The organism is Roseicella sp. DB1501, assembly GCF_013112485.1.
Taxonomy (GTDB): Bacteria; Pseudomonadota; Alphaproteobacteria; order Acetobacterales; family Acetobacteraceae; genus Paracraurococcus.
The window spans coordinates 181,655-198,984 of the sequence record NZ_JABFHG010000011.1 but is presented as its reverse complement, the minus strand read 5'-3'; the positions used below and the strand labels follow the sequence as shown (position 1 = coordinate 198,984).

Below are 17,330 nucleotides of genomic sequence, written 5' to 3'. Positions count from 1 at the left end.
GCGCGAGCCCTCATGCAAGACACCCCGCCCGCCATCCGGACCCGCGTCACCGAACTCCTCGGCATCCGCTACCCAATCGTCCAGGGCGGCCTCGCCCGCGTCGCCACCGCGCCGCTCGCCGCCGCCGTCTCGAATGCCGGCGGGCTGGGGCAGATCGCCAGCGCCGGGCTGGAGGGGGTGGAGGCGCTGCGGGCCGAGATCCGCCGCTGCCGGGCGCTGACCGAGCAGCCCTTCGCGGTGAACTTCCCGATCGGCCGGCAGGATATCTGGCCGGGGCTGGAGGCGGCGCTGGAGGAGGGCGTGCGCATCATCGCGCTCACCGCCGGCAACCCCGCCCCCTATCTCCGCCGCTGCCAGGAGGCGGGGGCGAAGACGCTGGTGCTGACCGCCGGCCCCGAGCTGGCGCGGAAGGCCGAGGCGGCCGGCGCCGACATGGTGGCGACCGTCGGCTACGAAGGCGGCGGGCATATCGGCCGCTCCGACGAGACGACGCTGGTCATGGTCCCGCGCACGGTCGCGGCGGTGAGGATCCCGGTGCTTGCCTCGGGCGGCATCGCCACCGGGGCCGGGCTGCTGGCGGCGCTCGCCCTCGGCGCCGAGGGGGTCGAGATGGGCACCCGCTTCGTCGCCACCGCCGAGGCGCAGGCGCATGCGGCCTACAAGCAGGCCCTCGCCGCGGCCGCGCCGGGCGACACCATGATCATCAAGCGCAGCCTCGGCATGCCGGGCCGGGTGCTGCGCAGCCCGCATGCCGAGGCGATCCTCGCCGCCGAGACCGCCGGCGCGCCGAAGGAGGCGGTCGTCGCCATGATCCTCGGCGCGCTGAACGCCCGCGGCACGGATGAGGGCGATCTCGCCGGCAGCTATGTCTGGGCCGGGCAATGCGTCGGGCTGTTCGATGCGGTGGAGCCGGCGGGCGAGGTGGTGCGCCGCATGGCGGCGGAAGCGGCCGAGGGACTCGGGCGGTTGCGCGGGATCTTCGCATGAGCGACCCGGCGCTGCTCTCCGCCACGGCGCTGGCCCGGCTCTTCGCCCGCCGCGCCCTCTCGCCGGTCGAGGCGCTGGAGGCGGTGCTCGGCCGCATCGCCGCGCTGAACCCGCGGCTGAACGCCATCATCGCGCTCGACGAGGCCGGCGCCCGCGCCGCCGCCCGGGCCAGCGAGACGCGCTGGCGCGACGGCCTGCCGCTCTCGCCGCTCGACGGCGTGCCGCTGACGGTGAAGGACAACATCGCCATGGCCGGCCTGCCCTGCGCCTGGGGCAGCCCGCTCTTCCGGGACGTCGTGCCGGCGCGGGACGAGCTGCCGGTGGCGCGCGCCCGGGCCGGCGGCCTCGTCCTGCTCGGCAAGACCAACGTCCCGGAATTCACCCTGCAAGGCTATACCGACAACAGGCTCTTCGGCCCGACGCGCAATCCCTGGGACCTGGCGCTGACGCCGGGCGGCTCCTCCGGCGGCGCGGTCGCGGCCGTCGCGGCCGGGCTCGGGCCGCTCGCCCTCGGCACGGATGGCGGCGGCTCGATCCGCCGGCCGGCCTCGCATACCGGCCTCGTCGGGTTGAAGCCTTCGCCCGGCCGGGTGCCGCGCTGCGACGGGCTGCCGGCCATCCTGCTCGATCTCGAGCAGATCGGGCCGATCGCCCGCACCACGGCCGATCTCGTCGCGCTGCTCGCCCTGCTGGCGCCGGGCGATGCGCGCGACCCGGCGAGCCGCGCCCTGCCGGGCTTCGCGGTGCCGCCCGCGCCGCCGCGCCAGCGCATCCTCTTCGTGCCGCGCTTCGGCGCCAATCCGGTCGATCCCGAGATCGCCACCAGCACCGCCATCGCCGCCGCCCGGCTCGGCGCGCTCGGCTATGGGGTGGAGGAGGGCGAGGCGCCCTTCACCGCCGAGGAACTGGGCGCGATGTTCGGCCCCGTCGGCCAGGCCGGCCTCGCCTGGCTGCTGGCGGCGCGGGGCGGCGAGCCGGAGGCGCCGATGCTGCGCGAGATGGCCGCGGCCGGCCGCGCCCTGCCGGCCGCGACGCTCTTCGCCGCCATCGACGGCATCGCCGCCTTCCGCCGCCGCATGGCCGGCTTCTTCCAGGCCTGGGACCTGATCCTGACGCCCGCCGCCGCGGCGCTGCCCTGGCCGGCGGAGCAACTGGCGCCCGCCACCATCGGCGGCGAGGCGGTCGGGCCGCGCGGCCATGCGGTCTTCACCAATTTCGCCAACCTGGCCGGGCTGCCGGGCCTCGCCTTGCCCTGCCAGCCGGCTGAGAGCGGGTTGCCGATCGGCTTCCAGCTCGTCGGCCCGGCGGGTTCGGACGGGCTGCTCTGCGCCATGGCGGCGCAGTGGGAGGCGGCGCAGCCCTGGGCGGATCGCTGGCCGGCGCTGCCGCCCGCGGCGGCGGATGGGCGGGAGGCCTGACCGCGGCCCCCGCCGCTTCGCCTTCCTATTCGACCGTGATGTTGGCGGTGCGGATGACCTTGCCCCAGCGCTCGGTCTCGGCGCGCAGGAAGGTGCCCGTCGCGGCCGGGTCGCGGCCCTCCACGACGAAGCCGAGATCCTGCAGCCGGGCCGCCATGGCCGGCTCCCGCACGATGCGGCCGACCTCGGCGGAGAGGCGGGTGACGAGCTCGGCCGGCGTGCCGGCGGGGGCGAGCAGCATGCACCAGGAGCTGACGACGAAATCCGGGATGCCGCCCTCGATCACGGTCGGCAGCTCCGGCGCGAAGGCAGTGCGCGTCGCCGCGGCGATGCCGAGCGGGCGGATGGTGCCGGCCTCGAATTGCGACTTCAGCGTCGAATAGGTGTCGAAGAGCAGGCCGATATTGCCGGACATCAGGTCCTGCAGCGCCGGCTGGGTGCCGCGATAGGGGATGTGCTCCATCTGCACGCCGGTGTCGATCTTCAGCAACTCCATCGCCAGATGCGCCGTCGCGCCGATGCCGCTCGAGCCGTAATTGACCTTCCCGGGATTCTTCCGGGCGTAGTCCAGGTAGTCGCGCAGGGTCTTGCCGGCGATCTTGTTGCTGCCGGCGAGGACCAGCGGCGCCGTCACCATCAGGGAGAGGGGCGCGAAGCTGGCGATCGGGTCGAAGGGCATCTTCCCCGCCTGCAGCGTCGCATTCGCCGCATGCGCCGGCAGCACGGTGACCAGCGTATAGCCATCGGGCGGGCTCGCCGCCGCCGCGGCGGCGCCGACGATGCTGTTGGCGCCGGGCCGGTTCTCCACCACCACGGGCTGGCCGAGCACCTTGGACAGCGGCTCGGCGACGAGGCGGGTGGCGATGTCGGTGGTGCCGCCCGGCGTGTAGGGGACGATGATGCGCACCGGCCGGTCAGGGTAGCCGGCGGCGCGGGCGAGGCCAGGGGCGGCGAGGGCGGCCGCGCCGATCGCCAGCGTCGCGCGGCGGGAGATCGGCCGCGGCATCGAGTCCTTCGTCCTGGTCATGCTGTCCCTTGTCCTTCGTCCCGGTCGTCGGCGGCCGGCATCCTGGCGCCGGCCGGGCCCTGCCTATCGCGGTTCCGGCGCGTTGCCGAGACCGCCGGCAGGAATTCCGCCGCAGCCATGCCCCGGACCGGCTGAAGGGAGGCTTACCGCCGCCCGCCGATCAGCCGCTGCCGCAGCCAGGCCGAGAGCCAGTCGATGGCGGCGACCGTCACGATCATCAGCAGGATGATGAAGGCCACCTCGTCCCAGGCACGGACGCGGATGCGCTCGGCGATCTGCAGCCCGATGCCGCCGGCGCCGACCACGCCGAGGATGGCCGCCGCCCGCGTATTGCTCTCGAAGAAGTACAGCGCCTGGGCCAGCATCACCGGCAGCACCTGCGGCAGCACGCCGAAGCGCAGCCGCTCCGCCCAGCCGCCGCCGGCCGCCGCGACGCCCTCGACCTGCCGCCGCTCCACCGCCTCGATCGCCTCGGCATAGAGCTTGGCCAGCACCGCGATATCGGCCGTGGCGATGGCGAGCACGCCGGCCAGCGGCCCGAGCCCGACGGCCCGCACATAGGCCAGCGCCCAGATGAGCTGGTCGATGCCGCGGAAGCCGTCGAAGAGCCGCCGGATGGAGAAGCGCAGCAGCGTCGCGGTCACCAGGTTGCGGGCGCCGAGGAAGCCGAGCGGCAGGGCGAGCAGCGCCGCGACGACCGTCCCCAGCAGCGCCATGGCGACGCTCTCGGCCAGGCCGCGCAGGATGTCGCCCCAGAGCGCGCCGGGCGAGGGCGGCAGCATCAGCCGCAGGATGGCGGCGAGGCCCGAGAGCCCCTGCCAGAGCCGCGCCGGGGTGAAGCCGAACTGCGCCAGCGCCCAGCCAAGCCAGGCGAGGAAGGCGGCGGCGACGAGCGCCCGCCACAGGCGGCGGCGCGGCGGCGGTGCGAAGGCCTCCGGCAGCCGGGCGCGCCAGGCGGCGACCTCTGTCCCGCTCACCGCGGCGCGCCGATCAGCCGGTGCCGCAGCCGCTCGGAAAGCAGGTCGATGGCGGCGACGCAGAGGAGGATGAGCAGGACGATGGCGCTGATCTCCTCGTAGTAATTCTGCGCGATGACGGTGTAGAGCTCCTCGCCGATGCCGCCGCCGCCGACGAAGCCGATGACGCTGGCCGCGCGCAGGTTGATCTCGAAGCGCAGCAGGGCATAGCTCAACAGGTTCGGCGCCACCTGCGGCAGCACCGCGAAGCGGCAGGCCTGGGCCCAGGAGCCGCCGGCGGCGCGCACGCCGTCCCAGGCGCCGGTCCCGGCATTCTCGATCGCCTCGGCGAAGAGCTTCCCCAGCGTGCCCGCGGTGTGCAGCGCGATCGCCAGGATGCCGGCGAGCGGCCCGACGCCGAAGGCCCAGACCAGGATCAGGGCGAAGACGATCTCCGGCACCGTGCGCATCGCTTCCAGCCCGCGGCGCGCGAGCTGGCGGGCCAGCATCCCGGCGCCGAGGTTGCGCGCCGCGGGGAAGGCGAGCAGCAGTGCCGCGCCGGCGCCCATCAGCGTCGCCAGCGCCGCCATGTTGGCGGTCTCGAAGAGCAGCCAGGCCCAGGAATCCAGTCGGTAGAACCAGGCGGCGAGGCTGCCCTCGGTCTCGCTGCCGGCGAACAGGACCGGCCAGCGCAGGGTGGGCAGGATCTTGCCGAAATACTCGCCCACCCGCGGCAGGCCCGCGGCGAGCGTCGCCGGCCGCACCTCGCTCACCCAGGCGGCAACGAGCAGGCAGGCGAGCAGCAGGGCGAGGCCGAGCAGCGTCCGGCCGAGGCGGGCGCGCCGCGCCGCCCGCCAGGTCGCCTCGGCCCCGGCGAGCGCCGTCGCGGTGCTGCTGGCGCTCAGTGGCGCCGCCGGCGCTCCGCCGCCTCCTGCTTGCGCATCTCGATCATGAAGACGTAGTCCTGATGCGTGACCTCGCGGTAGCCGGCGCCGCCGCCGCGCTCGATCTGCCGGTAGATGTCCGGATGCGCCCGGGGCAAAGCGAGGTGGAACAGCCGCATATCCTCCTTGAACCCGTCCGGCAGCGCGCTGCGCACGGTCTGCGGCCCGTTGATGATCGGGTCGGAGGTCCAGATCACCCGCAACTGGTGCATGTCCAGCAGGCCCTTCTCGACCATCGCCCGCAAGGTGCCGCGGGTGTAGCCGGCATTCACGTCGCCCTGGCCGGAGGCCCAGGTGACGGCGGCGTCGTACTGCTTCTGCACCACGGCGATGATCGCCTGCTCATGCCCGCCCGCGAAGCCGGTGCGGCCGAAATACTGTTCGGGATTGATGCCCTGTCGGCGCAGCGCGAAACGCGGGATGAGGTAGCCGCTGGCGGAATTCGGGTCGGACCAGGCCATCGCCTTGCCGCGCATCTCGGCGAGCGAGGTGATGCCGCTATCCGCCCGCGCCAGCATCACCGCGACATAGCTGATCGAGCCGTCCGCCTCCTCGGTGGTCAGCAGCGGCTCGACGCCGCCATTGGTCTCGAGCCAGGCGGCGGCATAGGCGGCCGGGGACATGTTGGCGATGTCGAGCTGCTGCGCGCCGAAGGCCTGGATCACCCCGGCATAGTCGCTGGCCGGGTAGAGCCGGGCGGGCAGTTTGAAGGTCGCCTCCAGCAGCGCCCGGTAGTCCTCGAACCGGCCCAGCCGGTCGGCCTCGTTCTCGCCGCCGAGCAGGCCGATGCGGATCTGCTTCATCTGCGCCCCCCAGGGCCGCGGCCCCGGCGGAGGGAAGGTGATATCGGGATCAGCGCTGCGCCGCGCCCGCGTGGGCGCGGCGAAAGCGGGGCCGAGGGGGAGCGCGAGCAGGGCGGCGAGGGCGCGACGCTTGGGCATGCCGGGGAGTCCTCTCGGAAGGCGTCGCCCGATCATGCCATCGCCGGCCGGGCCGCGGCAGCCTCGGCCTCGGCGGCGAGCTCGGCCTCCGTCAGGCCGTAGATCGCCCGCAGCCGCGCCGCGTCGAGCTCGCTCGGCGCCCCGTCGAAGACGACGCGGCCGGCCTGCATGGCGACGATCCGGTCGCAATAGGCGCGCGCGGTCTCGAGATGGTGCAGGTTGACCAGCACGCTGATGCCCTCGGCGCGGTTCGCCTCCCGCAGCGCCTGCATGACCAGCCGGGCATTGGCCGGGTCGAGCGAGGCGATCGGCTCGTCGGCGAGGATCAGCCGCGGCGCCTGCAGCAAGGCGCGGCAGAGGGCGACGCGCTGCTGCTGGCCGCCCGAGAGCGTCTCCGCCCGCTGCAGCGCCACCGCCAGCAGGCCGAAGCGATTGAGCATGGCGAGCGCCCGCGCCCGCTCAGCCGCCGGGAAGCCACCGGTGAGCAGGACCCGCGCGCGGCGCAGCCCGTGCTGGTAGGCGAGCCGGCCGAGCAGCGCGTTGGTCAGCACGTCGAGCCGCTGCACCAGGTTGAATTGCTGGAAGACCATGGCGCAGTCGCGCCGCCAGCCGCGCAGCGCCCGGCCGTGCAGCGCCGTGACGTCAACGCCGTCATGCAGCACCTGGCCGGCGCTCGGCTCGACCAGCCGGTTCACCAGCCGCAGCAGCGTCGACTTGCCGGCGCCGGAGCGGCCGATGATGCCGAGCATCTGCCCCGCCGGCACGGCGAGGCTGACCGCATCCACCGCCACCACCGTGCCGAAGCGGCGCGTCAGCCCCCGCAATTCCAGCATCGCGCCTCCGGCCCGGATCCCTGCAGCGGGTTGCGTTCAAAAGTGAACGCTGCTCCGCCGCAGCCTGTTGTTTTCAGGGCAGAGTCGCGCGTCCGGGCGTTCACGCCCTCCCGCGATCTGCTCTAGCGGGCGCCCCGTGGGGGCCCGCATCGAAGGCGCTTATAGCAATGCCGGGGCGCGGTGGCCTGGTGGCGCTATCCGCCCCGGCGGCCGGGCTCGGCCGGCATGCCGGGGATGCGCAGCGTCGCCAGCTTGGTCGAGCGGCCCGCGGAGGGGGGGCTATCGGGGGGAGTGCAACCAAGACGTCTTCATCCCTCGCGCGCTGACCGGCATCTGGATCATGGTCCGGGCCCGGCCGGCCGCGGCCCGCCCCGGACTGAGAGGTTGAAGGAACGCATCCATCCGCTCAGGATGACGGCCCATGCGCCCCGTCCCGCGGGACCCGGCGCACCCTGACCCGAGGATCGCCATCCTGTCTTCCGCCTCGCCGCGCTGCCGCTTCGGCTTGCTTGCCGCCCTCCTCCTGACCTGCCCCCTGCTGCCGCTGACGGCCTGCGCGCCGCATCCGGCAGCGGCGCAGCGTGGCCTGATCCCGGATTTCGCCGATCTCGCCGAGCGGGTGCAGCCGGCGGTCGTGAACATCGCCGTCACCTCCGAGCAGCGCGCCGAGATCCCGCCCGAGCTGCGCGGCACGCCGTTCGAGCGCTATTTCCGGGACCGCATGCGCAACCGCCGGCAGGAGGTGCAGGGGGCCGGCTCCGGCTTCGTCATCGACCCGGCCGGCTACATCGTCACCAACAACCACGTCGTCGGGAATGCGAGCAAGGTGGTGGTGGCGCTGCAGGATGGCTCGGAGCTGCAGGCCCGCGTCGTCGGCACCGACGACCTCACCGACCTCGCCCTGCTGAAGGTCGATCCGCGCACGCCGATGACGAGCGTCTCCTGGGGCTCCTCCGCCGCCGCCCGGGTCGGCTCCTGGGTGCTGGCGGCTGGCAATCCCTTCGGCCTCGGCGGCACCGTCACCGCCGGCATCATCTCCGCCCGCGGCCGGGAGATCGGCGCCGGGCCCTTCGACGATTTCATCCAGACCGATGCCGCGATCAACCCGGGCAATTCCGGCGGGCCGCTGTTCAACGCCGCCGGCGAGGTGATCGGCATCAACACCGCCATCTACTCGCCCTCCGGCGCCTCCGCCGGCATCGGCTTCGCCACCCCCTCGGACCTGGCGCGGCCGGTGATCGAGCAGCTTCGCCGGGATGGCCGGGTGGAGCGGGGCTGGCTCGGCGTCTCGGTGCAGGACCTGCTGTCGGATGAGGGGCGGGGCAGCCATCGCGGCGTGCTGATCGCCGGGATCGAGCGCAACAGCCCGGCCAGCCGCGCCGGGCTGCGGCAGAACGACATCGTCGTCGCCATCAATGGCGAGCGGATCGAGAGCTCGCGCGCCCTGGTGCGCACCGTGGCGGCGGTGCCGCCCGGCCAGACCCTGCGCCTCACCGTGGTGCGGGAAGGGCGGGAGCGCGAGCTGTCGGTGCAGGTGGGGCGGCGGCCCGGCGGCGCGGGCTGAGCGACCCCCGCCGGCGCGCAGGCCCCGGACCGGGACCGCCCGGATGGTGTAGAAGCAATCTGCCCAACAATTGGCCGCAAGCCGGTTCGGAGGCAGAAGAGGCGCAATGGCCGCGGGCAGGCCTTCGCCGCGCTGGGCAGGGACAGGAAAACGATGCGGATTCTGCTGGTCGAGGACGATGCCGAGGTCGCGCGCTTCGTGCGCAAGGGCCTGCAGGAAGCCGGCCACACCGTGGAGCACGCGACCAATGGCCGCGACGGGCTGTTCCTCGCCGCCTCCGAGCAATTCGACATGCTGGTGCTCGACCGCATGCTGCCGGGGGGCGTGGATGGCGTCCGCCTGGTCGAGACGCTGCGCAGCCAGGGCAACCGCACCCCGGTGCTGTTCCTCTCGGCGCTCTCGGCGGTGGATGAGCGGGTGAAGGGCCTGAAGGCCGGCGGCGACGACTACCTCACCAAGCCCTTCGCCTTCGCCGAGTTGCTGGCGCGGGTCGAGGCGCTCGGCCGCCGGCCCTCGGTGGACGCGCCGGCAACCAAGCTGCGGGTCGCGGATCTCGAGCTCGACCTGCTCTCGCGCACCGTCATGCGGGCGGGCAAGCGGATCGACGTGCAGCCGCGGGAATTCCGCCTGCTCGAGCATCTGATGCGGCATGCCGGGCAGGTGGTCACGCGCACCATGCTGCTCGAGAAGGTCTGGGACTACCATTTCGATCCGCAGACCAACGTCATCGACGTGCATGTCTCGCGCCTGCGGCAGAAGCTCGACAAGGGCTTCGACCGGCCGTTGATCCACACCGTCCGCAACGCCGGGTACATGATCCGGGCCGAGCCCTGAGGCGGGACCCCGCGCCGGCGCCTCGGGTGAGCGACCCGACCTTCCCGGTGGGCCGGCTCGTCCGGCCGCGCCGCCCGGGCGGCGCGGCCGGCAAGCCGGCCGGACGGACCGGGTCGCCGGGCCTCGCTGCCGGGCCGCCGCGGCTGCTGAAGAGCGCCGGCTTCCGCTTCGCCGCGCTCTTCGCCGCGATGTTCGCGATCGCCGCCGTGGCGCTGGTCGCCGTGCTGTGGTGGGCGACCGCCGGGGCGCTGGACCGGCAGACCGATGCCGCGATCCGCGCCGATGCGATCGCCTTGGCCGAGCGCTGGCGCGAGGCCGGCACCTCGGGCCTGGCGGAGGCGATCGACGAGCGGCTCGCGGTCGATGTCGAGAACGAATCGATCTACCTCCTCATGGATGCCGAGGGGGTGCGGCGCATCGCCGGCAACCTCGACAGCTGGCCCCGTGGCCAGACGGACGGCGTGCCCTGGTTCCGCACCCGGGTGATCCATGACGGCATCGCGGTGGATGCGCGGCTGCACCGGCTGGAGCTGCCGGGGCTGCGGCTGCTGGTCGGGCGCGACGAGACCGAGCGCAGCGAGCTGCGCCGGCTGCTGACCGAGGGCGTGGTCTGGGCCTCCGGCGCCGTCCTGGTCTTCGCCCTGATGGGCGCCTGGCTGATCCGGCACGCGCTGCAGGCCCGGATGCGGCCGGTCTTCGCCACCACCGCCGCCATCGCCGGCGGCGACCTCGCCTCGCGTGTCGCCATCTCTGGCCGCGGCGACGAGTTCGACCGGTTGGCGCAGACGCTGAACGCGATGCTGGACCGCATCGCCTCGCTGATGGAGGGGGTGCGCGGCGTCTCTGACGCCATCGCGCACGACCTGCGCACGCCGATCGCGCGCGCCCGCGCCAAGCTCGAGGATGCGCTAGCGACCTCGGCGGACGAGGAATCGCTGCAGGCCGCCGTGGAGCAGGGCATCGCCGATCTCGACGGCATCAGCCGCATCTTCCAGGCCCTGCTGCGCATCGCCGAGGCCGAGGCCGGGGCGCGCCGCGCCGCCTTCGCGCCTTTCGACCTGGCGCATGTGCTGGCGGATGCGGCGGAGATCTACGAGGCGACAGCCGAGGCGCGCGGCCAACGGATGCTGACCGACCTGCCGGAACGGCTCGACCTGGTCGGCGACCGCGACCTGCTGCTGCAGGCGGTGGCGAACCTGCTCGACAACGCGATCAAATTCACCCCGCCCGGCGGCACGGTGACGCTCGCCGCCAGCCAGACCCCGGCGGGGATCGAGGTGATGGTGGCCGATGACGGGCCCGGCCTCTCGCCCGAGGACCGCGCCCATGCCGGCGAGCGGTTCTTCCGCGCCGACAAGGCGCGCGCGACGCCGGGCTCCGGGCTCGGCCTCTCCCTGGTGCGCGCCGTGGCGCATCTGCATGGCGGCGAGGTGGTGCTCGAGGATGCGGCGCCGGCGCGCGCGCGGCCGGGCCTGCGGGCGGTGATCCGGCTGCCGCGGGCATGACCGAAGCGTCATCTCCTGCCCACGGCATCTTGAGCAGGCAGGCGGCACTGTCCGGGCTGATGTCCTCCATCCTGGCGCCGCCCACGCTGCTGCTGTCGCTCGTGCTCTCCGCCGCGGCGGAACCGAGCCCGCGCGTGACCACGGACACGGCCGAGTATTGCAACAGCCTCGTCCTGCGCCTGGCCGAGCTGCCGGCGGCGAAGCGGGAGCCCTCGCGCTCGCTCGCGGCCGAGGGCGAGCGGCTCTGCGGCACCGGCCATGTCCGCACCGGGATCGCCAAGCTGCGGCGCGCGGTGCGCGCGGCGATGGCCTCGCAGTGACCGCCGGCCGGCCGCCCGGGCCGGCTTGAGGCGCCTCCCCACCGTGCCTAAGCTCGCCACGGTCCCGGGGGAAGCGATGTGAGCGAATTGCTGTTCGAGAGGCAGGGCGGCGTCGCCGTCATCACCCTCAACCGGCCCGACAGCGGCAACGCCTTCACCCTCGAGATGCTCGCCGACTGGGAGCGGGCGCTGCGCGAATGCATCGCCGACGACGCGATCCGCGCCGTGGTGCTGACCGGCGCCGGCCGCATCTTCTGCTCGGGCGGCGACGTGAAGCGCATGGCACGCAACGCCGCCGCGGGGCAGGGGCCCTGGGACCGGTCGAAATACCTGACCGACCACGTCCACCGCATCCCGCTGACGGTGCTGGAGCTCGACAAGCCCTATCTCGTCGCGGTGAACGGCGCGGCGACCGGCGCCGGCATGGACATGGCGCTGATGGGCGACCTCCGCTTCGCCGCCGAGAGCGCGCGCTTCGCCGAGAGCTACATCAAGGTCGGCTTCGTCGCCGGCGATGGCGGCGCCTGGATGCTGCCGCGGCTGATCGGCACGCCGAAGGCGCTCGAGATGCTCTGGACCGGCGATTTCGTCTCGGCGCAGGAGGCGGAGCGGATCGGCCTGGTGAACAAGGTGCTGCCGGATGCCGAGCTGCTGCCGCACACCATGGCGGTGGCCGAGCGGCTGGCCAGCGGCCCGACGGTCGCCATCCGGCTGATGAAGCGCATGGTCCGCCAGGGCGCCTCGAGCAGCTTCCCCGAGGCGCTGTCCTTCGCCGCGAGCTGCGTCGGCGTGGTCAGCGGCACCGAGGACTACCGCGAGGCGACCACCGCCTTCGCCGCGAAGCGCAAGCCGGCTTTCCAGGGCCGGTGAGGGGAGGCGCGCCGCCATGACCCGCCCCTGCCTCCCCTACCTGCCCCCCGGCCGGCGCCCGCGCTTCGCCGTGCCGCCCGGCGCCTGCGACAGCCATGTGCATGTCTTCGGCCCCTATGACCGCTTCCCGCTCGCGGCCGACCGCAGCTACACGCCCGTCGAGGCGCCGGTGGAGGCCTTCCTCGCGCATCTCGACGGGCTCGGCTTCGCGCGTGGCGTCATCGTCACCGCGAGTGCCCAGGGCACCGACAATGCGGCGATGCTGGACGCGCTCCGGCGGCATCCGGATCGCTTCCGCGGCGTCGCCGTGCTGCCGCCGGAGACCGACGACCGGAGGCTGGACGCGATGACCGAGGCCGGGGTGCGCGGGCTGCGGCTCAACCTGCTGCGCGGCGCGGGCGGCGAGCGCACCTACCGCAACGGCGTCGGCATGGAGAGCCTGGAGGCGCTCGGCCCGCGGCTGCGGGAGCGCGGCTGGCACCTGCAGATCTGGATCCATGCCCGTGACCTCGCCGAGGCCCTGCCGGCGCTGAAGCGGCACGGGATGGAGCTCGTCATCGACCATATGGGCCGCATCTCGACGCGCGAGGACACGCCCGAGCATCCCGGCTTCCGCCTGCTCTGCGAGTTGCTGCACGACGGGCGGGCCTGGACCAAGATCTCGGGCGCCGACCGGATCACCGGCGGCGAGGCGCCCTGGTCCGCGGCCGATCCCTATGCCCGGGCGCTGCTGGCGGCGAATGCCGCGCGCTGCGTCTGGGGCACGGATTGGCCGCACATCGCCTATTTCGACCGGGTGATGTCCGAGGATGCGGCACTGGCCGACAAGCTCGGCGAATGGTGCCCGGATGCGGCGACATTGCGGGCCGTGCTGGTGGACAACCCGGCCAGGCTCTACGGCTTCTGACGGAAGGACAGTCCCGATGCTTGATGGAATGACCTGGCGCGTCCCCTCCCTGCGCCACAAGGTGAGCCCGGAGGAGTGGCAGGCGCGCGTCGACCTCGCCGCCTGCTACCGGCTGGTCGATCTCTACCAGATGAGCGACCTGATCGCGAACCACGTCTCCGTCCGCGTGCCGGGCGAGGACGCCTTCCTGATCAACGCCTATGGCCTGCTCTACGAGGAGATCACCGCCTCCTCGCTGATGAAGATCGACTATGACGGCAACGTGCTGCTGGCGCCGGACTTCCCCGGCGGGCAGCAATACGGTGTCAACCGCGCGGGCTTCGTCATCCATTCGGCGATCCACCGGGCGCGGCACGACCTCGCCTGCGTCGCGCATACCCACACCTGGGCGGGCATGGCGGTCTCGACGCTGGAATGCGGGCTGCTGCCGAACACCCAGACCAGCATGCGCTTCGCCCATGTCAGCTACCACGACTTCAACGGCGTGGTGCTCGACCTGTCGGAGCAGGAGCGGCTGGTGCGCGACCTCGGCGACAACAACGCCATGATCCTGCGCAATCACGGCCTGCTGACGGTCGGCCGCACCATCCCCGAGGCCTTCAACGCGCTGCATCGCCTCGAGCTTTCCTGCAAGACGCAGATCGCGGCGATGTCCTGCAACAGCCCGATGATCGCTGTGCCGCCCGAGGTGGTCGAGAAGACCTACATGAACTACCAGCCGCATGTCCGCCGGCCCTTCGGCGTGCTCGACTGGCCGGCGCTGCTGCGCAAGCTCGACCGCATCGATCCGAGCTACCGCGACTGAGCGCGGCGGCTGCCATGGCCGGCGCGGCGCCCGGCATCCTGCTCTCGGATGTCGCGGCGGCGCGGCACGGCGCGCGCATCCGCGCCGCGGCGCCGACCGCCCGGTTGATCCCGGTGCCGCCGGAGGGGCCATTGCCGGCGGCGGCCGGGGCGGAGATCGCTTTCGTCACCCGCGACCTCTTCCTCGGCGGTACCCGCCACCGCCTGACCCCGCGCTTCCTGCGCTTCACCGATTTCTTGCAGACGCTGCCAAGCCTGCGCTGGGTGCAGACCTTCTCCGCCGGCACCGACATGGCCGTCTACCAGGCCATGCTGGGACGCGGGCTGCTGCTGACCAACAGCGCCGGCGCCAGCGCGATCGCGGTGGCGCAGACCGCCATCGCCGGGTTGCTCGCCCTCGCCCGGCAGCTCCCGCGGGTGATGGAGGCGCAGCGCCGCCGGGCCTGGGAACCGCTCTACGGCGCGGCCGAGCCGCGCGCCTTCGAGGGGCAGACGGCGCTCGTCATCGGCACCGGCCCGATCGGGCAGGAGATCGGGCGGCTCTGCCGGGCCTTCGGCCTGCGGACGGTCGGCATCCGGCGCGACCCCGCTGCCGGCCTGCCTGACGGCTTCGACGTGGCCGCCGGCTTCGCCAATCTGCCCGACTGGCTACCGCGCGCCGACTGGCTGCTGCTCGCCTGCCCGCTCACCACGACGACGTGCGGGCTGATCGATGCGGCGGCGCTCGCCCGGCTGCCGCCTGGGGCGCATCTGGTGAATGTCTCGCGCGGCGGCGTGGTGGCGGAGGCGGCGCTGCTCGCGGCGCTGCAGGAGGGCCGCCTCGCCGGTGCCTTCCTCGATGTCTTCGAGGCCGAGCCGCTGCCGCCCGACAGCCCCTTCTGGGCGCTGCCGAACGTCATCGTCTCGCCGCACAGCGCCGCCGCCTCGGACGGGCTGCCGGAGCGGGTGGCGGCGATCTTCTGCGACAACCTCCGCCGCTGGCTCGCCGGCGCCTCGCTCGCCAACCTGGCGCGGCCGGTGGCATGATACCAACGGCCGTTGATGTTGACACACCAACGGCCCCCATTCGGGCGCCCGGCATGAATGGGCCATTCATGCCGCTGGCCTGAGGCGGCGCGCCTTGGAACGCCTATCAAAACCGCCGCTGCTCGTCGCCCTGCCGCGGCTTCGCCGCGGCAGGCTGTGACGCATCTTGGGCGCGGCTTCGCCGCGGCAGGCTGTGACGCATCTTGGGCGCGGCTTCGCCGCGGCAGGCTGTGACGCATCTTGGGCGGGAGGGGACTCCATGGGGTTCCCGCAAAGCCGCGAAGCGGTTTTGCGGGGATTTCTCTAGCCCGTCTGCGCCCGCACCGCCTGCGCCGCGCGCTGCCAGGCTTCCCAGGCCGCATCCGCCGTGGCGCCGGCGCGGCCGGCGGCGAGGCTTGCCGCGTTGAGCTGCCGCCGCGCCTCCTCCTTCGCCGGGCCGCTGCGGTCCTCGACCGCGGCGCGGGCGCGATCGAGCGCCGCCTCCGCCACCACGGCGCCGCGGATGGCGCCGCGCGCCCTCTCCAGCAGCCGGCGCGCCTCGGCCAGCGCCGCGACCAGCCCCGCCAGCCGCTCGCGGCCAGGGGCGTCGGCGGGCAGGCGCTGCAGCAGGGCCTGCAGGGTCTCGAGGCTGCCGGGGCCGCCGGGCAGGCGGCGCAGGCCCTGCTCCAGGTCGAGGCCGCGCCAGGGCAGCACCTCCGGATCGCCGAGGCCTGGGTCCCAGAGCGTCACCCGCTGCACCGCCTCCCGCTCCCAGGCGAAGCGCAGGGTGGCGGCGGCGCCGTCCAGCAGCGTCTCCGTGCGCAGGCCGAACTCTCCCTCGGCGGCCACGGGAAAGAGCGGCTTCGCCCCCTCCCGCCGTGGCAGGTCGATCACCATGCGGCCGCGGGCGCCCTGCGGATCGACCGCCAGCGCCACGGCCTCGCGCCGCGCCAGCGCCACCTCCACCAGGTTGCGCCGTACATCGACGCGCAGCGGCTGCTCGCTCGTCTCCGCCGCCTGCGACAGCTGCAGGTCGCGGTTGCGGGCGAAGGCGAGGAGGCGCTGCTCGCCCGGCGCCACGGCGCGCAGCTCGGCATCGCCGAGCCAGGCGCCGGCCTCCGTCCCGCTGGTGGCGCCGTAGAGCGCGGCGAGCCCGTCGGGCAGCACATGGCCGCTCGCATTGGTCAGCCGCACGGCGTCGAGCGGGTGCCGCGCCGCGAGGTCCTGCACCCACCAGAGCCGCTCGGCCGGCAGGCGGGTGTCGAGGAAGGGAAGGTTGGCGGTTTCGCCGCCGCGGATGGTGACGGGGCCGGGCAGGGCGAAGGCGATGCGTCCCGGCGAGGCCTCGACCGCGGCCTCGGCGAGCGCCGCCACCGGCGGGGCCGCCGCTGCGGCGGCCGGCGCGGCGCTCCGCTCGAAGCGCTTCGCATCGGCCATCGCCTCGGCCAGTGGGGCGGGGGGCGCCGGCCGTGGGCCGGTATCCGGCTCGACCGTGACCGGGGCCGCGCCGCGCACCGGCAGCACCGGCCGCGCCAGCTGCACCGGGGTGTAGAGCGGCTGCGCATAGGCCGCCGGATTGCCGGAGACGAGGGTGAGCTGCACCCCCTCCCAGTCGGCGCCCGAATGGTTCTCCACCACCGCCCAGCCCTGCAGCCGTGCCTCGCCCTGGCCCTGACCCTCTGGCGGCAACACCAGGCGCCAGGAGGGCTTCCAGAGCGGCGCGGCGGTGACATAGGTGAGCCCGACCCGGCGCGGCGCGGTGGCGCCGATGATGCGGATCGAGAGGCGCCGCATATCGGCGCTGCGGCCGGCGGCGAGGGCATCGGCGGCGCGGGCGAGCTGGCCGGCGAGCGCCGGATCGGCCAGCCGGAGCTGCTCGCCCTCGCGCAGCAGCAGCAGGCGCAGCCCCGCCTCCGTCAGCAGCGTCACCCGCAGGCCGGCCTCGCCCTCCTCGGCATCGAGCAGCCGGCCGGTCACGTCGCCCGCCGTCACCACCTGGCCGCGCAGCGCCCGCATCAGGCTGGCGCGGCTCTCGAAATCCGCCGGGCGCAGCGGCAGGCCGCGGAAGGCCTCGGCGGCGAGGTCCTGCGCCGCTAGCCGCACCTCCTGGACCTGGCCGGCGGGGTCGCGCAGCAGCATGGATTTCAGCAGGTCGTCCACTGCCTCGAGCGGCGCGCGCAGCTCGAGGCCGGCATCGGCGGCGAGCTCACCCTCGCACTCGATCTGCATCAGCCCGGCATTGGAGAGGGTGACGCGCCGCACCGGCAGCTCGGCCGCGGCGGCCGGCAGGGCAAGGGCGGTGAGGAGCAGGAGGATACGCATGCAGGCCTCGTCGGACGGGGCGCCCGGGAGCGGGGCAGGGTTACGCCGGACAGGTGGCGCTGCCGGTCGGGTGAGTCCACCCGATCGGGGCCC

General features: G+C 73.9%; 16 protein-coding genes. 10 read left to right on the top strand and 6 right to left on the bottom strand.

Annotated elements, in window-relative coordinates:
- Nucleotides 1–12 precede the first annotated feature (12 nt).
- Together HJG45_RS20930 and HJG45_RS20925 are read left to right on the top strand one after the other, a co-directional pair.
- Complete coding sequence (locus HJG45_RS20930; RefSeq protein WP_174890531.1) at nucleotides 13–987, top strand: nitronate monooxygenase family protein; 975 nt, start codon at nucleotides 13–15, stop codon at nucleotides 985–987.
- On the top strand, nucleotides 984–2,405 hold the full coding sequence (locus tag HJG45_RS20925) for an amidase (protein ID WP_171614691.1): 1,422 nt from the start codon (nucleotides 984–986) through the stop codon (nucleotides 2,403–2,405). Before HJG45_RS20930 ends, HJG45_RS20925 begins: the two co-directional genes overlap by 4 nt.
- A 25-nt stretch (nucleotides 2,406–2,430) precedes the next feature.
- On the opposite strand, the gene HJG45_RS20920 is transcribed toward HJG45_RS20925, so the two are convergent.
- From HJG45_RS20920 to phnC, 5 genes are all read right to left on the bottom strand, one after another.
- Nucleotides 2,431–3,432, bottom strand: a complete 1,002-nt coding sequence (locus HJG45_RS20920; RefSeq protein WP_217362991.1) for a tripartite tricarboxylate transporter substrate binding protein — start codon at nucleotides 3,430–3,432, stop codon at nucleotides 2,431–2,433.
- A gap of 143 nt (nucleotides 3,433–3,575) precedes the next feature.
- Nucleotides 3,576–4,409 carry a phosphonate ABC transporter, permease protein PhnE gene (gene phnE / locus HJG45_RS20915; RefSeq protein WP_171614689.1) on the bottom strand — a complete coding sequence of 278 codons (834 nt, stop codon included), beginning with the start codon at nucleotides 4,407–4,409 and terminating at the stop codon, nucleotides 3,576–3,578.
- A complete protein-coding gene (gene phnE, locus HJG45_RS20910) occupies nucleotides 4,406–5,293 on the bottom strand; it encodes a phosphonate ABC transporter, permease protein PhnE (RefSeq protein WP_171614737.1) in 888 nt (295 codons plus the stop codon). Before phnE (HJG45_RS20910) ends, phnE (HJG45_RS20915) begins: the two co-directional genes overlap by 4 nt.
- The gene (gene phnD / locus HJG45_RS20905) at nucleotides 5,290–6,273 is read right to left on the bottom strand and encodes a phosphate/phosphite/phosphonate ABC transporter substrate-binding protein (RefSeq protein WP_171614687.1); all 984 of its coding nucleotides are present in this window, start codon (nucleotides 6,271–6,273) and stop codon (nucleotides 5,290–5,292) included. The genes phnE (HJG45_RS20910) and phnD overlap by 4 nt, the downstream gene beginning before the upstream one ends.
- Before the next feature lie 32 nt (nucleotides 6,274–6,305).
- Nucleotides 6,306–7,106 carry a phosphonate ABC transporter ATP-binding protein gene (phnC, locus tag HJG45_RS20900; RefSeq protein WP_171614685.1) on the bottom strand — a complete coding sequence of 267 codons (801 nt, stop codon included), beginning with the start codon at nucleotides 7,104–7,106 and terminating at the stop codon, nucleotides 6,306–6,308.
- A 421-nt stretch (nucleotides 7,107–7,527) separates the two neighbouring features.
- Between phnC and HJG45_RS20895 the strand changes: the two genes are divergently transcribed.
- From HJG45_RS20895 to HJG45_RS20860, 8 genes are all read left to right on the top strand, one after another.
- Nucleotides 7,528–8,670, top strand: a complete 1,143-nt coding sequence (locus HJG45_RS20895) for a trypsin-like peptidase domain-containing protein (RefSeq protein WP_171614682.1) — start codon at nucleotides 7,528–7,530, stop codon at nucleotides 8,668–8,670.
- Nucleotides 8,671–8,823: 153 nt separating this feature from the next.
- Nucleotides 8,824–9,504, top strand: a complete 681-nt coding sequence (locus tag HJG45_RS20890) for a response regulator transcription factor (RefSeq protein ID WP_171614680.1) — start codon at nucleotides 8,824–8,826, stop codon at nucleotides 9,502–9,504.
- Between the two features lie 26 nt (nucleotides 9,505–9,530).
- Nucleotides 9,531–11,009, top strand: a complete 1,479-nt coding sequence (locus HJG45_RS20885) for an ATP-binding protein (RefSeq protein WP_368040648.1) — start codon at nucleotides 9,531–9,533, stop codon at nucleotides 11,007–11,009.
- Between the two features lie 59 nt (nucleotides 11,010–11,068).
- On the top strand, nucleotides 11,069–11,329 hold the full coding sequence (locus HJG45_RS20880) for a hypothetical protein (RefSeq protein ID WP_171614678.1): 261 nt from the start codon (nucleotides 11,069–11,071) through the stop codon (nucleotides 11,327–11,329).
- A 78-nt stretch (nucleotides 11,330–11,407) separates the two neighbouring features.
- On the top strand, nucleotides 11,408–12,199 hold the full coding sequence (locus HJG45_RS20875) for an enoyl-CoA hydratase-related protein (RefSeq protein WP_171614676.1): 792 nt from the start codon (nucleotides 11,408–11,410) through the stop codon (nucleotides 12,197–12,199).
- A gap of 16 nt (nucleotides 12,200–12,215) precedes the next feature.
- Nucleotides 12,216–13,106 (top strand): amidohydrolase, encoded by an 891-nt coding sequence (locus HJG45_RS20870; RefSeq protein WP_171614674.1) that lies wholly within the window; start codon nucleotides 12,216–12,218, stop codon nucleotides 13,104–13,106.
- Nucleotides 13,107–13,122: 16 nt separating this feature from the next.
- Nucleotides 13,123–13,911 (top strand): class II aldolase/adducin family protein, encoded by a 789-nt coding sequence (locus HJG45_RS20865; protein WP_171614672.1) that lies wholly within the window; start codon nucleotides 13,123–13,125, stop codon nucleotides 13,909–13,911.
- Between the two features lie 14 nt (nucleotides 13,912–13,925).
- A complete protein-coding gene (locus HJG45_RS20860; protein ID WP_171614670.1) occupies nucleotides 13,926–14,936 on the top strand; it encodes a D-2-hydroxyacid dehydrogenase in 1,011 nt (336 codons plus the stop codon).
- Nucleotides 14,937–15,239: 303 nt separating this feature from the next.
- Here HJG45_RS20860 and HJG45_RS20855 read toward each other — a convergent pair whose 3' ends face one another.
- Nucleotides 15,240–17,237 carry a DUF4139 domain-containing protein gene (locus tag HJG45_RS20855; RefSeq protein ID WP_171614668.1) on the bottom strand — a complete coding sequence of 666 codons (1,998 nt, stop codon included), beginning with the start codon at nucleotides 17,235–17,237 and terminating at the stop codon, nucleotides 15,240–15,242.
- Nucleotides 17,238–17,330 lie beyond the last annotated feature (93 nt).

Coding starts and splice junctions, on each gene's coding strand:
- HJG45_RS20925 (WP_171614691.1), top strand. CDS start 984: ATGAGCGACCCGGCGCTGCTCTCCGCCACGGCGCTGGCCCGGCTCTTC.
- HJG45_RS20865 (WP_171614672.1), top strand. CDS start 13,123: ATGCTTGATGGAATGACCTGGCGCGTCCCCTCCCTGCGCCACAAGGTG.
- HJG45_RS20880 (WP_171614678.1), top strand. CDS start 11,069: ATGTCCTCCATCCTGGCGCCGCCCACGCTGCTGCTGTCGCTCGTGCTC.
- phnC (WP_171614685.1), bottom strand. CDS start 7,106: ATGCTGGAATTGCGGGGGCTGACGCGCCGCTTCGGCACGGTGGTGGCG.
- phnD (WP_171614687.1), bottom strand. CDS start 6,273: ATGCCCAAGCGTCGCGCCCTCGCCGCCCTGCTCGCGCTCCCCCTCGGC.
- HJG45_RS20860 (WP_171614670.1), top strand. CDS start 13,926: ATGGCCGGCGCGGCGCCCGGCATCCTGCTCTCGGATGTCGCGGCGGCG.
- HJG45_RS20870 (WP_171614674.1), top strand. CDS start 12,216: ATGACCCGCCCCTGCCTCCCCTACCTGCCCCCCGGCCGGCGCCCGCGC.
- HJG45_RS20895 (WP_171614682.1), top strand. CDS start 7,528: ATGCGCCCCGTCCCGCGGGACCCGGCGCACCCTGACCCGAGGATCGCC.
- HJG45_RS20890 (WP_171614680.1), top strand. CDS start 8,824: ATGCGGATTCTGCTGGTCGAGGACGATGCCGAGGTCGCGCGCTTCGTG.
- HJG45_RS20855 (WP_171614668.1), bottom strand. CDS start 17,237: ATGCGTATCCTCCTGCTCCTCACCGCCCTTGCCCTGCCGGCCGCCGCG.
- HJG45_RS20930 (WP_174890531.1), top strand. CDS start 13: ATGCAAGACACCCCGCCCGCCATCCGGACCCGCGTCACCGAACTCCTC.
- HJG45_RS20920 (WP_217362991.1), bottom strand. CDS start 3,432: ATGACCAGGACGAAGGACTCGATGCCGCGGCCGATCTCCCGCCGCGCG.